At 51.9% G+C, this 16,075-nt stretch carries 12 protein-coding genes and 1 pseudogene; 9 read left to right on the top strand and 4 right to left on the bottom strand.

From position 1 onward, the window contains the following. From ACQY6F_RS15455 to ACQY6F_RS15430, 6 genes and pseudogenes are all read left to right on the top strand, one after another. Positions 1-413, top strand: a pseudogene (locus tag ACQY6F_RS15455) (DUF72 domain-containing protein); the annotation flags it as partial. A gap of 152 nt (positions 414-565) precedes the next feature. Further along, positions 566-1,303: a carboxy-S-adenosyl-L-methionine synthase CmoA gene (cmoA, locus tag ACQY6F_RS15450; protein WP_428775649.1), complete on the top strand. Its 738-nt coding sequence runs from the start codon at positions 566-568 to the stop codon at positions 1,301-1,303. Positions 1,304-1,368: 65 nt separating this feature from the next. After that, the gene (gene cmoB, locus ACQY6F_RS15445; RefSeq protein WP_428775647.1) at positions 1,369-2,340 is read left to right on the top strand and encodes a tRNA 5-methoxyuridine(34)/uridine 5-oxyacetic acid(34) synthase CmoB; all 972 of its coding nucleotides are present in this window, start codon (positions 1,369-1,371) and stop codon (positions 2,338-2,340) included. A gap of 198 nt (positions 2,341-2,538) precedes the next feature. Beyond that, a complete protein-coding gene (locus ACQY6F_RS15440) occupies positions 2,539-3,285 on the top strand; it encodes an ATP-dependent zinc protease family protein (protein WP_428775646.1) in 747 nt (248 codons plus the stop codon). Positions 3,286-3,297: 12 nt separating this feature from the next. Beyond that, a complete protein-coding gene (locus ACQY6F_RS15435) occupies positions 3,298-4,803 on the top strand; it encodes an inactive transglutaminase family protein (RefSeq protein ID WP_428775645.1) in 1,506 nt (501 codons plus the stop codon). 3 nt (positions 4,804-4,806) lie between these two features. Continuing rightward, the gene (locus ACQY6F_RS15430) at positions 4,807-5,778 is read left to right on the top strand and encodes an alpha-L-glutamate ligase-like protein (RefSeq protein ID WP_428775644.1); all 972 of its coding nucleotides are present in this window, start codon (positions 4,807-4,809) and stop codon (positions 5,776-5,778) included. A gap of 149 nt (positions 5,779-5,927) precedes the next feature. On the opposite strand, the gene mukB is transcribed toward ACQY6F_RS15430, so the two are convergent. Genes mukB through cmoM form a run of 4 tightly spaced genes read right to left on the bottom strand, consistent with a single transcriptional unit; the run spans position 5,928 to position 13,226 of the window. After that, positions 5,928-10,382 carry a chromosome partition protein MukB gene (gene mukB, locus ACQY6F_RS15425; RefSeq protein ID WP_428775643.1) on the bottom strand — a complete coding sequence of 1,485 codons (4,455 nt, stop codon included), beginning with the start codon at positions 10,380-10,382 and terminating at the stop codon, positions 5,928-5,930. Next, positions 10,379-11,113 carry a chromosome partition protein MukE gene (gene mukE / locus ACQY6F_RS15420; RefSeq protein WP_428775642.1) on the bottom strand — a complete coding sequence of 245 codons (735 nt, stop codon included), beginning with the start codon at positions 11,111-11,113 and terminating at the stop codon, positions 10,379-10,381. The genes mukB and mukE overlap by 4 nt, the downstream gene beginning before the upstream one ends. Then, a complete protein-coding gene (gene mukF, locus ACQY6F_RS15415) occupies positions 11,094-12,431 on the bottom strand; it encodes a chromosome partition protein MukF (protein WP_428775640.1) in 1,338 nt (445 codons plus the stop codon). Before mukF ends, mukE begins: the two co-directional genes overlap by 20 nt. 12 nt (positions 12,432-12,443) lie before the next feature. Next, positions 12,444-13,226: a tRNA uridine 5-oxyacetic acid(34) methyltransferase CmoM gene (cmoM, locus tag ACQY6F_RS15410; protein WP_428775638.1), complete on the bottom strand. Its 783-nt coding sequence runs from the start codon at positions 13,224-13,226 to the stop codon at positions 12,444-12,446. A 113-nt stretch (positions 13,227-13,339) separates the two neighbouring features. Here cmoM and elyC point away from each other — a divergent pair, with 113 nt between their 5' ends. The 3 genes from elyC to purR form a co-directional block, all read left to right on the top strand. Further along, positions 13,340-14,143 (top strand): envelope biogenesis factor ElyC, encoded by an 804-nt coding sequence (gene elyC / locus ACQY6F_RS15405; protein WP_428775636.1) that lies wholly within the window; start codon positions 13,340-13,342, stop codon positions 14,141-14,143. A 177-nt stretch (positions 14,144-14,320) separates the two neighbouring features. Then, the gene (gene torD, locus ACQY6F_RS15400) at positions 14,321-14,971 is read left to right on the top strand and encodes a molecular chaperone TorD (RefSeq protein WP_428775634.1); all 651 of its coding nucleotides are present in this window, start codon (positions 14,321-14,323) and stop codon (positions 14,969-14,971) included. Positions 14,972-15,175: 204 nt separating this feature from the next. Then, on the top strand, positions 15,176-16,075 hold a 900-nt coding region (gene purR, locus ACQY6F_RS15395), incomplete at its 3' end, for an HTH-type transcriptional repressor PurR (RefSeq protein ID WP_428775633.1).

Genomic DNA, 16,075 nt, shown 5'->3' with positions numbered 1-16,075 from the left:
GATGCTGAACGGCGCCTGAATCAGTGGTTAGTCGAAAACGCTATCGACCGGATAATCATGGACAGTCGCCCTGTGTATGCCGCCCGGCCAGAGTCACCTGCGGTGATTGAAGCGCAGCAGAACAAGCCGAAAGTACCGGTTCATGCAATTGCAACTGCCAACCATCCCATGATTCGCTTTATTGGCCACCCGGTTCTGACCGACAACGACGCGTTTTTCCAGCCCTGGCTGGCTAAACTGCCCAGATGGATCGCCGAGGGCAAACACCCTTACCTGATGATCCATACCCCGGATAACGTGCAAGCGCCCCAACTGGCTCAGCGATCTATCAACAACTGCAGCAGTCCGTTGCCCTGACCGACCTGGCTGAGTTCCCGGCCGATCGCGACCAACCGCAACTGAACATGTTCTGAGTTTTTTACCCTCTCTTTCATTGCTCAGAACTCAGGCCGCTTTCAGCTAATGACACTGGCCGTAATATCCCGTAAAATATGCGCCCATTTTGCGATGTAATCTAGTTTCAATCTGCCCTGGGTGGAATGAACGTTAGCACAGAGATATAGCTATGAGTCCAAAGAGCAATAAAGACACCATCTTTTCCGCTCCCATCAATAAAATTGGTGACTTCACCTTTGACGAGCGGGTAGCCGAAGTGTTCCCGGATATGATTCAGCGCTCTGTGCCTGGGTACAGCAACATTATTTCTGCGATCGGCATGCTGGCCGAGCGATTTGCCAAACCGCATTCCACTGTGTACGACCTCGGCTGTTCCTTGGGTGCCGCCACCTTGTCGATGCGTCGCCATATCGACCAGGAAGGCTGCCGGATTGTCGCGGTCGATAACTCACCGGCGATGGTTGAGCGCTGTAAACTGCACGTTAATGCCTATCGCTCCGATACCCCGGTAGAAGTGATTGAAGCGGACATTCGCGATATTGAAATCAGTGACGCTTCGGTAGTGGTACTTAACTTCACACTGCAGTTTCTGTCGCCTGCTGACCGTATCGCACTGCTGGAAAAAATCTACCAGGGGCTGCGCCCGGGAGGCATTCTGATTTTGTCGGAAAAATACGTATTTGCCGACCAGAGCGCGAATCAGCTGCTGATCGACCTGCACCACGATTTCAAGCGTGCCAACGGTTACAGCGAGCTGGAGATCAGCCAGAAACGCAGCGCAATTGAAAATGTGATGCGCCCAGATTCCATTGATACCCACAGAGAACGATTTGCGGCGATCGGTTTCTCCAGTTTCGAAGTCTGGTTCCAGTGTTTTAACTTCGGCTCTATGTTTGCTATTAAGTAACGGTTTGCCATTAAGTAACGCTGTACCGCATTATTATTTTAGAAAGATATGTTAGGAAAGATTTGATGTTCAACTTTGGTAATTTCTATCAGCTGATCGCACAGGAACCGCGTCTTCAGGCTTGGCTAACCAGCCTGCCGCAGCAACTGACGGACTGGCAAAATGCCCAGCACGGTGACTTTGAACGCTGGTTGCGGGCACTGAAAAAGATTCCTCAGGGCACTCCGGATCACGTTGAACTCAAAGAGTGTGTGGCCGTCGCCAATCAGCAACCACTGGCTGACGGTGAACGTAAAAAACTGGAAAACCTGCTGCGTACGTTTCATCCGTGGCGCAAAGGCCCGTTCACACTGCATGGTATTCATATCGACACTGAATGGCGCAGTGACTGGAAATGGGATCGTCTGCTGCCGCACATTTCGCCACTGAAAAACCGGACCGTACTGGATGTGGGTTGTGGCAACGGGTACCACATGTGGCGCATGCTGGGAGAAGGTGCACGGCTCTGTATCGGCATCGACCCGTCACATTTGTTCCTGGTTCAGTTTGAAGCGGTGCGCAAATTGATGGGCGACGACCAACGTGCCCAGTTGCTGCCGCTCGGTATTGAACAGATGCCAAAACTGGAAGCGTTCGATACCGTGTTCAGCATGGGCGTGTTGTATCACCGTCGTTCACCACTCGATCATCTATTGCAACTGCGTGACCAGTTGGTCTCTGGTGGCGAGCTGGTACTGGAGACTCTGGTCATTGAAGGTGATGAAACCGCAGTGCTGGTACCCACCGACCGGTACGCCCAGATGCGCAACGTGTTTTTCTTCCCGTCGGCCAGGGCACTGAAAGTCTGGCTGGAGCAGACCGGTTTTGTCGACGTCCGCATTGTCGATGAAAACACAACCACTACCGGTGAACAACGCACTACGAGCTGGATGACACACAACTCACTACCCGATTACTTAGACCCCGCCGACCCGAATAAGACCGTCGAGGGATACCCGGCTCCTCGACGAGCAATTTTGGTAGCGAAAAAGCCATAATTGACAATAACCTAACGCTAGTAAGGTTAAACAAGAGTAAGCTGTGTTGTTGAAGAGAGGATGCTATTGGCATCCTCTCTTTGTATCTTGCATAATTATGCCCAATAGTAGAGCTCGTAGCACCCATTCTGCTTGTGACATTAATTGCACTTAAGCTACACTCTTGTTTGTATAACTATTTACAATTTAAGGTTTTCGATGGTTACTAAGTTGTTCCCGGTTCTTGCCGTTTCTCTTCTGGCAGGTTGCACGCTAACCAAAGGTGAGCAATACCACAGCGAGACTCTCGCGGCGATACAGCAGTCTGAAACCAACCTGTCGCAAAAAATCTCTAACCTGGAACTCGCCGTCAGTAATCAAACCGACTACATTGATCTGTTAGAAGAAAGAGTTGTATCGCTGACAGAAGAACTGAACAATTTCAAAGTCTCTGCAGTAGATTTGCACCAAACGGAAGAGGCTGAAGAGGAAGCGAAACCGGTACCTGTCGTCATTCAATCCAAATTGGCCAGCGAAGTGGTGCTGGGCGCAGTGGAACGGGTAACGATAGATTCCATCAATCGAACTTTCGACGCCCGAGTAGATACCGGAGCCGTGACCTCATCGCTAAATGCCGTGGACATCGAGCTGTTTGAGCGTAACGGCAAAAACTGGGTTCGCTTTCATTTGGCCGATCCAACCAACGAAAAGACAGATAAAAACTGGATAGAAGCACCAGTAGTACGTTTTGTTAAGATTCGTCAATCGACCAGTGAAAACGTTGAACGACGTGCGGTGGTCGAATTGTGGGTTAAAGTAGGAAAAATTCACGAAAAAGCACAGTTTACTCTCGCAGACCGTTCTTTGATGACACATCCGGTGTTACTGGGACGTGAATTCATTCGCGATATCGCGTTGGTGGATGTGAGCCGTAAATATATCATCACTGAAAAGAACAAAAAATAATATAGGTAGTCTATGACCTCTAAAGTGCCCTTTTACCTGTCTGTTCTGTTACTGATCGCTGCGGGTATCGCCTTGAGCCTGTTCCGTCACCAAAATTACGGAGTTCCGTGGACGCCGGGTGAAACCCGCCAGATCTGGGACATTGAAGCCCGAGTGGAGTTTAATGCTCAGAACGATGCGGTCAAAGCTTCGCTGGCCGTACCTCACACTCAAGACGGCTATACACTAATTGAAGAGTCTTCCTCCTCTCCCGGTTACGGTGTTTCTTATGTAACCAGTGAGGCTGGTCGACGCGCTGAGTGGTCGGTACGCAGTGCCAACGGTCCACAGACCATCTACTACAAAGTTCAATTCCTGGTCGACTCTCAGGCCAAAGTCAAACCGATTGCCCCTTCTGGCGAAATTTACACTCCATCTTTCTCTGGCCCGGTTGAAGCCGCTGCCGTTGCTCTGATCGAACGGGCCAAGCAACGCTCGGCCGATGATATAACTTTTGCCCGCGAACTGGTTAAAACCCTCAACGATGGCGACAACCAGAATGCATCGCTGATTTTAAATAGCATGACCAAAGTTCAGGCGCTGGACCAGCTGTTAGCCTTCAGTCAGATTTACAGCAAAGTCGTCGGCGTGATCGAACTGGAAGACGGCCGTCGTCGTCAGACCATTCAGTCGATGAACCAAGTGTGGGACGGCGAAAACTGGGTACTGTTTAACCCCAACAACATCAATCAGGAGATCCGTCCTAACATCCTGATCTGGGATGAATCTAACGTCTCTTTGCTCGACATTGTCGGCGGACAGAACAGCCAGGTGCATTTTTCGATGATTGTTCAGGACGTGTCAGCCAAGCAAGCGACCAACGCAAAAATTGGCGCGGATGGCCTGCTCAACTTGTCGATCCACAGTTTGCCTCTCGAAGAGCAAGCGATGTTTAAAACCATCATGCTGATCCCAATCGGTGCGCTGATCGTGGTATTTTTGCGCGTTATCATCGGCCTGAAAACATCCGGTACCTTCATGCCGGTGCTGATTGCGGTCGCCTTTGTACAGACGCAACTGCTGACCGGAATTATCGGCTTCCTGCTGATTGTTGGCACCGGCCTGATTATTCGCAGCTATCTGTCCAGGCTTAATCTGTTGCTGGTGGCGCGAATATCCGCGGTGATCATCACCGTTATTATGATCATTTCCATCTTTACCGTGGTCGCGTTCAAAATCGGCCTGACTGAAGGCCTGTCGATTACCTTCTTCCCGATGATCATTCTGTCGTGGACCATCGAGCGTATGTCCATCCTGTGGGAAGAGGAAGGTGCCAAAGAAGTGGTTCTGCAAGGCGGTGGCTCACTGCTGACTGCGGTACTGGTTTACCTGGCGATGACCAATGGCTACGTCCAGCACCTGACATTTAACTTTATCGGCCTGCAGCTGATCGTACTGGCGGGAATTCTGTTGCTGGGTACCTACACTGGTTACCGTCTCACCGAATTGCGCCGGTTTAAACCGTTGGCGGAGGACTAAGTGATGCTGTCACGTTTTACCACCCCCTCGCGGCTGCGCCATAAAGGGATTATGGGCATGAACCAACGTAACCACAGTTACATTGGCCGCTATAATGACCGTTCCAAATATCCGCTGGTTGATGACAAACTCAAAACCAAAATCATCGCTGAGCATGCGGGCTGTACTGTACCAAAACTGATTGGCGTCATCAGCCACCAGTTTGAAGTGAAGAACATTCACGAAATGGTCAAAGACTGGCCGGGTTTTGTGATTAAACCCGCCCAAGGCAGTGGCGGTAAAGGAATCCTGGTGATCACCTCGCACGGTGATGGCACATATACCAAGCCTTCTGGTTCCGTGATCGATAAACAGGATATCGAACGCCACATCAGCAATGCCCTGGCAGGGTTATTTTCCCTGGGCGGAAAAAACGATGTGGCGGTGGTAGAAAACCTGATCAAATTTGATGATTGCTTTGATGGCTTCAGTTTTGAAGGGGTGCCGGATGTACGGATCATTGTCTTCAAAGGCTACCCGGTCATGGCAATGATGCGCTGCTCAACCGCAGCCTCAGATGGCAAAGCCAACTTGCACCAGGGTGCGGTAGGCGTTGGTATCGACATTGCCAGTGGCAGAGCGGTACGGGCGGTGCAGTTTGACCAGCCAGTCACCCACCACCCGGATACCGAAAAGCAGCTATCGACTTTGCAGGTGCCGCACTGGGAAAAACTGCTGACCCTAGCCTCCAGTGCTTGGGAGATGACCGGTCTGGGTTATGTCGGTACTGATATGGTACTGGATAAAGAGGAAGGCCCGATGGTGCTGGAACTTAATGCCCGTCCAGGCCTGGCGATTCAGATTGCAAACGGTGCCGGTTTGCTGCCGCGTCTGCACCATATTGAAGCCATGGGTATGCCGGCGGACTATCCAAAGCCGGCCGAGCGGGTTGCCTACGCCATGAAACAATTTGGCGCTAAGGCCGATTTTTCCTGATTATCACCAAGCGAATAAAAAAGCTGCCAGTTGGCAGCTTTTTTATTCTCGGGCACTTGGTACAGCAATAGACTGGCGGTCGCGCACTAGGTCGCCCGGAGCATCCCGACTGCCGCCTGGTTTTCGCTCACCAGGCGGCAGTCACTCGCCTAAATCTCTTCCACCAACTGCTCAGCAACAGTTTTCTCGCGCTGCTGACCAAAGCCACGCAAACCGACCACATGAACATGTTCATGGTCTTTAAACACTTTCCGGACTAGCTTATAGGTAGTGCCTTTTTCCGGACTGATGTTTTCCGGTGCGGCAATCAATAACTGCATATCCAAGCGGTCACACAACTCAAACAGGGTCGAGATGGACTTAGCATCCAGACGAGCGGCCTCATCCAGGAACAGCAACCGGCAAGGAACGATATCTTTACTGCGCAGACGACGTGACTCCTCTTCCCAGCTTTGCACCACCATCAGCAGAATAGCCTGGCCGGTACCAATCGCCTCACCGGTCGACAGCGCTCCTGACTCGGCCTGCAGCCAGCCATCGGTGCCACTGTTAACCTCAATACTCAGCTCAAGGTAGTTACGGTAATCAAGCAGCTCTTCACCCAATACCTGTGGTGAGCGCTGGCCCATATCAATATGCGGATTAACGCGCTGGAACAGCTTGGCCATGGCTTCCGAGAAGGTGTAACGGGCCGACTCAAACAGATCTTTGTGCTGCGCCTGCTGCTCGGCTAATCCGGCCAGCAGTATCTGGTGACTCTCGCGTATCTTGACATTCAACCGCACCCCTTTTACCTGACCAAAGGCAATATTCGACAGCCCCTGGTTAAGCATACGAATTCGGTTCTGCTCCCGCTGGATAGTCTTGGTAATAATGCTGGCAACCGACTCCGAGCTGATCGCCAACCGCTGTTCGCGCATGGTGAGCTCTTCGGTTAAACGGGCCAGTTCCACTTCCATCTCTTCGATGGCTTCAACCGGATCGTCAGTATGGATGATGTCCTGGCGGATCCGTTCCCGCAGATGTTGGTACACCGCGATATAGAACATGACCTTACGCTCTGGCCGTGCGTTGTCTTCCGACTGGCGCAGAGCATCACGTAACTCTTCGTTGTCCGCCACAGCCAGACGCAATGCGCCGAGCGATTTGTCCGACATCGAGCGCAGTTCACCGGAAGAGAGGTAAGCTAACTCACGCTTATGCAGACGACGTTCCACATCATTCTCTCTGGCCAGCCGTAACACGTTGCACCAGCCTGCTTTGGCGGCCACCACCAGAGCGCGTAGTTCACCGTATTCCTTCTGCAGTTTTTTGACCTGCTTGGCCAAGGTCTTCATTTCCAGTTCAGTGGAAGTGATGGTGCGCTGATATTCAAGCTTGCGGTCACGGGAGGTTTGCAACTGCATCTGCAGCTCATCCCGGCGAGCCTGCGCCCGTTCTAATCCGCCCTGATCAGCGCTAACGCCATATTCCTGCAGTTCAGCCTGGAATTCATCCACCGTTTCACGCTTGGCCTGATAAGAACTCTTCAGTGACACCAATACCTGATTGTACTGACTGAGCTGATTCTGGGCCTGTTTCAGGCCTTCCCGCGCCCGGCTGCGCGACTGTTCCGCGTCCACCAGTTTCGCTTTCAGCTGCTCACTGAGTTCGCTGCTCTGATTGAGCAGGTCGACAGAATCCGAGTAGGCAAAATAGTGGCGACGCTCCTGCACATCAGCCAAGGCAAAGATGTGGCTTTTCAGCGTTTGCAACTGGCTGTCCGCCGTCTGGTAATCCGATTCAAGTTGCTCGAACTGCTCTGGATCGACATCCAGTGACCCCACCATAGGCTCAAGCTGTGCCAGCGATTTCTGATGTTGCGTCAGCCACCGGCGCTCTTGTGACAACAGCTCAATCTGCTGCTCGGCCTGTTCAAAGCGTGCCTGCAGTGTTTCATCTTCCAGCAGGTTAATGTGCGGAGCGATTTTGTCCAGCAGCGCCAGTGCCTGCTTAGCGTGACTGGATTGGCTACGATGCTGCTGCAGCTTCTCCTCAGCCAGGGCCAGCTGAGTAGACAGCTGATTACGCTTCTCTTTGACAGATGCCAGCGCCGCTTCGGGATCCGGGGCGAATGCCACCTGGATATGTTCAGCCACAAACTGGTTAAACGCCTGATACAGGCGCTGCAGTTTTTGCGAGTCAAACGCCGCTTTCGCATGCAGCTCTACCACTTCATCCCGTTGCTCACGCAGCTTTTCCAGCCGTTGCTCGCGGGCAGCGCGGCCAAATAGTGGGATTTCCGGAAAGCGGGAGTAACGCATCTGACGCTGGTTCAGTTGTACACACACCGCCCCTTGCAGCTCTTCAGCGTTGATACTGCTGTCGTCGAACGCGTCGATATCCCCTTCGATGATGTACAAATCTTCCGGGCAGTCGTCCAGTTCAACCAGTTTTTGCTGAATATCCGTCAGATCCGAGACCACGATAGCGTGACGCGCCGGACCATACATGGCACTGAAATACGGTGCATCTTCCAGGGTAATATCGTCATAGATTTCTGACAGCAACACCCCACCCAGGGTATCGGCCAAGCCTTTCAGACGCGGGTCATTCGAGCCGCCCGGTGATGCCAGCCGTTCGATCTCTTGCTCCAGTTGGCTGCGCTGTTCGGCCAGTTTGTCTTTGGCCAACGCCTGCTGTTTTTCCTGCTGCAGCAACTGCTGCATCTCGCTCATCACAGACTGGCTGTTTGCTAGCTCAGCACCGCTCTGCTCGCGCAGTTTTTCCAGTTGCTCACTGGCGGCGATCCAGGCCGGAGCCTGCTGCTCCAGTTGGCTGATCTCGGCCTGATAGTCCTGCTCCTGACGGCGCAGCTGACTCAGTTGCTCACGATTTTCTTCCTGCTGCAGCTCCAGCGCTTCAAGCTGTTGAACCTGCCGCTCACGCTCGATCTCCATGCTGTCAGCGTCAGCCAGCACTGCGTTGTGCTGCTGTTGATAGCTTTGCGCCAACTCAGCCGCCTGACGCTGCTGCTGCAGCGAACGGGTCAGATCACGGTGCTGAGCCTGCCACTGGTCCTGGTTGTCCAGTTTCTGCTGCGCCGCTTTGCCTTTGGCAATCAATTGTCTGGCCTGCTCTGCTGCTACAGTACGCTCAGTCTCCGGTGCAATGCGCTGGACCAGAGTCAGCGCCTGCTCGAATTGCTCGCTCGCGGCAGAGGAAATATCCAGTTTATGCTTCAGCTGCAGTACCTGGCGGGTTACCTGCTGTTCCTGCAGATTCAGTTCATTGAGCTGAGCCTGAATCTGCGCCACGCTTAACTCAGGCAGGGCCAGCAATGTCCGGGCTTTTTCCAGTGCCTGAACGGCCTGTTGATATTGCAGCGCCCGTGTCTGCTGGATATCCAGCGCCTGTTGGTAGTCAGCCAGCTGAGATTTAAGGCTGTCCACCTCTTCTTCACTGCGGCTGCTATCCTGCTCGGCAGCAAACACCCGTTCCTGAGCTTCTTCCACCACCATCAGCTGTTCTTCAAGCCGTTCGTTCAGCTCGTCCAAATCATCCTGGTAGCGGGCAATTTTTTCCTGCTGACGCAGGGCATTCTGGACTAACTGCAGGTGATCGGATGCCCCCTGATAGTCCTGCTCCAGGCCAGACTCCTGCTCTACCAACATCTCCAGCTGCTGCTGGACCTGCTGCAGCAATTCGTTTTGCGCGATCAGCGTCTGACGAGAGCCGAGCAGTTCACCGCGCAGTTTTAGCGCCTGGTCCAGCTTGCCACTGCGGTCATTGGCGTGGCGCATATAGTCGGCTGCAACGTAATTGGTGGCTTCAGTGATCAGGTGCTTGAACAGGTCACGGTCGGACTGGGTAGTTTTGATCGCTTCCAGGGTGATACGGTTTTCGCGTAGCGCCGATTCCATGTCCTGGAATGCTTTCTTAACGCCGCCATTTTGCGGCAACAGGTAATCGCGCAGCGAGCGGGTGATGGCACTGGAAATCCCACCGTACAGGGAAGCTTCAATCAGTCGGTAAAACTTGGATCGGTCACCACCATTACGCAGTTTCTTGGGAATGACACCAAATTCGAACATCTGGGCGTGATAATCAACAATGGAGTTGAACGCCTTGAAATGCGCACTCTCGTATTCTGCCACCCGCTGTTTTACTTCGTTGAGCTGACATACTCGAGCCTGGGTATCCGAAACGGATTCAATCAGGATTTCAGTCGGCTTGACGTGGCTTGGCAAACCCTGAATCACAAATGGCTTGATATCGACTTTCTTGTCCCGGCCGGCCACCTGCTGCAATTTAACCCCAAACAGCAAGCGTTGTTGACGGGAGTTGACCACATCCAGTGCCGCATAACAGGCGCCGGGCTGCAGTTTACCAAACAAGCCTTTGTCACGAGACGCCTGAGAGCTGCCGGCTTCCGTGGTGTTGCGGAAATGCAGCAGGCTCTGATCCGGAATTAATGCGGTGATAAACGCCGCCATAGTGGTGGATTTACCGGCACCATTACCACCTGAAAGCGTCGTGACCAGGCCATCAATATCAAAGGTACGGGCAAAAAAGCCGTTCCAGTTGACCATAGTCAGCGATTGATATTTTCCCCGTGCGATCATGCTTCACCTTCTGCGTCGTCTTGCGGGTGTTCCGCTGGTTGTTGGTCCTGATTCTGTTCATTCACCAGTAAGCTGCCCTGGCTCGGTTGTTCCTGATGGACGACCGCTTCACCGTCGCGGATCAGACGCAATTGCGCCTCGCGCATGTCATCGCCCAATCTGACATCGGCACCAAAGCGGAACACCGCTTCACTGATCCGAAACTTATTGCTGTCTCCGACCGGAATGATCATACCGAGACGGCGCAGCCTGCGTAGTGACGCACGCACCTTGTCAAACAGCTTCTCCCGGTCCAAATCCGAGCCGTTGGCGCGGTGAGTAACCAGCTTCATCAGTTTTTTCTCATCCGACAGCGACATCAGCTCTTCAAACATATCCTGCTTGGTAAAAATGCCTTCGTGGGCCAGCCGTTCCGGGCTGAGGTAGAGGAAACAGAGTACTTTGCCCACCAGCATATCCAGTTCTGACAATACGCTGCGGCTAATCAGAGTGGTTGAACGGGGCCTGAGGTAGAAAAAGCCCTCTGGCGCTTTGACCAACTCGGTATTATAACGCTGGTAAAACAGCGCCAGTTCGGTTTCGTAATCACACAGCAGCGCATGGTTGTCCATGTCCTCACTGCTGATGTGGCGCCCTGCTCTCAGTTGGCTGTCTAGAGCCGGAAACAGCGGGTTGGCGATCGCCTTTGCCAGATTCTCCGGCATATAATCTTTAATATCGGTTGATGACATTTGCTTGTACCTTTGCGCCAAAATCGTTAATCGCCTGCCAGTCTGGCTGGATAGCCTGGTAATCCGATTCGGAGTAACCGAGCCGGACCGCCTGGTCGACGATGATTCGCGCTAAATCAAAATGATGAGTCTGTGGGTGGCTGGCGAGATAGTCGCGCAGGACCACGCCCAGATCGATGGGTCGGCCTTGCTGCTTGTGCGCTTGTAGCAAGCTGCCGATCCGTTCTGACAACTCATCATTGACTTGTTGAAACTCTTCATATTCCACTTCGAGCGGCACCTGGCCGGTGACTTCATCGTCCCTTAATACCAGGGCCTCGTCACGCAGATCGGTCAGGCGATCCGCATCGGCGTAAGTTAACAGCCACGGTGCATCGAAATAGTCTTTCATGGACTGGCGTAACCGGCTGCTGAAGGCGCGGTTTTTGTCCATATCGATGGCAGTACGAATAAACTTATGTACGTGGCGGTCATAGCCTATCCATAAATCTATTGCCTGCTGGCCCCAGCTGATGATGCGATCCAGTTTGGTTTGTAACCGGAACAACAGCTCTTCAATAAACTCCAGCTCGCTGTCGTGGTAAACCGTCTCCTGAATGTCAAGGATCTGGGTCTGTAACTCGTCACCTGCTGCCTGCAGGGTATCCTGCAACTCTTTCAGTGTCGCAGAGGTTGCTGACAGTAAGGTTTCACAGTTGTTAATCGCTTCCCGCCAGTCTTTATTGAGCAGCTCGGCAATCTGTTGCTTAACCGATTGCTGCTCTTCATCCATTACCCGCTGGTTGAGATCGATCTGGTCGAAAATCTCACCGACGGAATACTTCAAGATGCCATAAACATTTTTCTTCCAGTGTTCAATGCTGCCCCCTTTGGCGGCGGCATCCGCGGCTTTGACCATTTCATCGGCGGCCAGCGACAGTTGGATCGACAGCTTAAGTTTGGAAAATTCCCGGTGGCGGACATAGTAATCGGTAATGCCGATGGCCAACGGAGAGAGCCGATAGATACTGGCCCCTTCGGTTAATTCGCTGGTAAAGCGACTTAACAACCGTTGCTGAACCAGTTCATTGATGGCGTTATTGGCCCGGAAGGCGGAAGCCTCACCGGTCTCTTCGAACATGCGAGTGACGATGGCAAACGCGTCGTGCAGTTCACCTTCGCCTAACTCGTCATCAAACCTGTCGTTACTCAGTACCGCGATGGCGATCAGATACGCCAGCCGTTCTGTAGTCAGGTTTAATGAAAAATCGTGCTGCTTTACCCAGCCAACCAGTTCATCTATCGGTTGTTGGGCAGCATCGAGCTTCATTTCACTCATGGTTGTTCCTGCTTATTGAATCTTTTTTGCCCATACGTGAATATATCGGCCCATCGATATATAGGGCTCCTGGCGGCACAACTGTTGTTCAAGCGCCAGTACATCCTGATACTGGTAATCGCCCATATTCTGACGATTGCCAATATAGTCGCTGAAGCAGCGAATTCCTGATTTACCGCAAATCTCAAATCCTTCCTCGCTAATCCACTGATAGACCTGCTCAGGAATCAGCCCTTTTTGCGGTTGCAGCTTAAATCGCTTACGATGCGGCATACCGTCCAGTACGTGCGGAATGTTGCCGCAAACCACGTTCTTGTATACCAGACCATGATGGTTATAGAACATCACAGAGGCGATCCCCCCCGGCCTGACCTGCTCCAGCACTTTTTTCAGCGCGATTTTCGGCTCTGCCAGCCATTCCATGACCGCGTGAAACAACACAATATCAACGCTGCTGTCCAGATGCTGGCCAATTGATTGCACCGGTGAATGAATCAACTGATACTGCTCAAGCAAGCCATTGTTTGCAATATCCTGCCTGGCCAGTTGCAACATTTCAGAAGAGAGATCACACAAGGTGACCCGGTGACCGAAACCGGCCATCTTCTGCGACATCTGTGCCAACCCGCCTCCCGCATCGAGGATATGAAGCGGCGTATGGGATGCTGAAAAAGTCGCCAAAATTTGCTGAAGGTCTTCCCAAACAATAACTTGGCGAATCTCGCCTTTGTCCGAGCCGTAAATGTTTTTTGCAAATTTGTGGGCAATATCGTCGAAATTGCGGTCTTTAGTCACAATGGTTGAGTTATGATATCCAATCGTGCTGCTATTCTGTCACAGGAATGGTAGGAATAAAGAGCCTTTAGCGCTTTTTATCGTTAAGTGATGTTTTTTCGGACTATTTAAGTATGTTTGAGCTGAAAAAAGTGGTTTCATCTCTGCTGATGCCCTTGCCTGCCTTGTTAATCGTCGGCTTTCTGGGCCTGATGCTGATTATGTTTACCCGCAAACAGAAGACCGGGTGTTTTGTTGTATTATTCTCTTTTATCGGTATTTTCCTCATCGCCTTCCAACCTGTCTCTTCCCGCCTGTTAATGCCACTGGAGCGCCAATACACTGCCTTTTTCCCTGTGGACGAATCGATTGACTATGTGATGGTACTCGGCAGCGGACACGTGGTAGATGATGAGATCCCACCCACGTCTGAGCTGAGTCGGGCCGGATTGATGCGTCTGACCGAAGGTATTCGCATTCTGCGTATGTATCCGGGAGCAAAACTGATTTTGTCCGGTTACGCGGCGGGATCAGAAGTAAGTAATGCCCGAATGATGGCCAAAGTGGCCCTAGCACTGGGAGTGTCGAAGTCCGATATCATATTGCTGGAAACGGCGCGAGATACCTGGGAAGAGGCCCGTCAGGCCGCCGCGTTCGTCCAGCAGCGCCGACTGGTGGTGGTCACCTCGGCCAGCCACATGTACCGGGCCTTAAGCGAGTTTCACTCTGCCGGGCTGAAACCGTACCCCGCACCGACCAACTATCTAGCCCAGGTTAACGTGGACCAGGCGTGGGAAAAATACACGCCTCGTGGTAAATACCTGGAACAGACTGAGCGTTACTGGCATGAAACCTTAGGCCGTATCTGGCAGCTGTTACGTGACTGGGCGACCAATTACGAGCAAAATGCGCTTGAAAGCGGTCAAAGTAAGCTCTGAGTAACGTCCACTTCGCATAACGCCGGCCCCGTGCCGGCGTTTTTGTTTTGGCATTATCCCCCGCTCTCCATATCACGCCAATACAGAGGACAAATTGGGCAATATTTACCCTGTGATTTCGCCGAAATCGAAATTATTGAGTAAACTGAATGTAATACGAATTGGGAGCTGACCAAAATGCAGGACATTAAAGCCTTCAATGAGACACGTGCCGAAATTTACTGGTGGCTGTCCGGTCTGTTTTCGCGTGCGCTATCCCAAGCCGAACTGACCCAGTACTATACCGCCGATGTGCAGAATTTTTTGGCCGGATTAGCCGCGAATAAAACGCTAACGCCAGCGGTTAAGCAGTTGGTCCTGGCGCTTGAGCAGTTGCAACGCTATCCAGATAAAGCCGATATCCTGGCGTCTGATTATACCGTGCTGTTTGCCGGCAAAGTACCTCCCCTGGCCTCACCTTACGCCGTGGACTATCAGCGCCGCTACGAGCGTGAAATTGTGGTTGATAAAATTGAAGCCATCATGTCTGCGCATGGAATAGACATTTATCATGGTTTAAATGACTCAGCCGATCACGTATCGGTACTGCTGGATTTTCTCGGCCAGATGGTCATCCGGTCCAACGAACTGGAGCAGTTTAAACATATGCAGGATGCTTTTGGTCAACAGCAACTGTTCATTGGCGACTATTTACTCAACTGGACCCCTGAATTTGCCCTGCGTTGCCAGCGGGGTGATCCTCACGGGTTTTATGCCGCCGCTTCCGCGCTTTTGAATGATTTCTTGCGACTTGACTGCGAATATCTGCAAGATCGCACCGCGGATTAGGTAATTTGTGACTCAGACGGGTGTTGGTTTTATCAATATCCGTTGCACCGCAAGCGGTTGCGGTCTAAAATCATTCCGTTAAAACTATTACTCTAAGATAAACCGCTGCTCGACGGCGGTTTTTTGTTTTTTTGCCAGTTACTACCAGACTTAATACAAGCTTGATATTTCGAGACCAGGTAGATTTTTGACAGGACGATAATTATGGCCACCATCAAAGACGTTGCTCGCCTGGCAGGCGTTTCAACAACGACGGTATCCCACGTTATAAATAAAACCCGCTTTGTTGCTGAAGCCACACAAGAAAAAGTGATGGAAGCAGTAAAAGAACTTAATTATGCACCGAGTGCGGTCGCCCGTAGTTTAAAATGCAACACCACTCGTACCATCGGCATGTTGGTCACCCAATCGACCAACCTGTTCTTCTCCGAAGTGATCGATGGTGTGGAAAGCTACTGTTATCGCCAGGGTTATACATTGATCCTGTGTAATACCGGTGGCATCTATGAGAAGCAGCGCGACTATATTCGTATGTTGGCGGAAAAGCGTGTCGACGGCATTTTAGTTATGTGCTCAGACCTGACGGAAGAGCTGAGCGAGATGCTGGATCGCCATGCTGACATTCCTAAGGTGATCATGGACTGGGGCCCGGAAAGTTCGCAAGCGGATAAAATTATTGATAACTCGGAAGAAGGTGGCTATCTGGCAACTAAGTTCCTGATCGATAAAGGCCACAAGGATATCGCTTGTTTAAGCGGTCATTTTGAAAAAGCGGCCTGTCAGGAGCGGATTCGAGGTTTCAAACGCGCGATGGCAGAAGCGGATCTGCCCGTTAACGAAGACTGGATACTGGAAGGCAACTTTGAGTGTGACACGGCAGTACTGGCAGCGGACAAAATTGTCGCGATGGATAAACGCCCAACCGCAATTTTCTGTTTTAACGACACCATGGCGCTTGGGTTAATGAGCCGCCTGCAACAAAAAGGCCTGCGCATTCCAGAAGATGTTTCCGTGATCGGCTACGACAATATTGAACTGGCCGAATATTTTTCGCCGCCCTTGACTACGGTGCACCAACCTAAGCGTCGTGTGGGCAAAAATGCG

It is taken from the genome of Vibrio sp. (assembly GCF_050299255.1).
Classification (GTDB): Bacteria; Pseudomonadota; Gammaproteobacteria; order Enterobacterales; family Vibrionaceae; genus Vibrio.
This window is presented reverse-complemented; position numbering and strand designations above follow the sequence as displayed.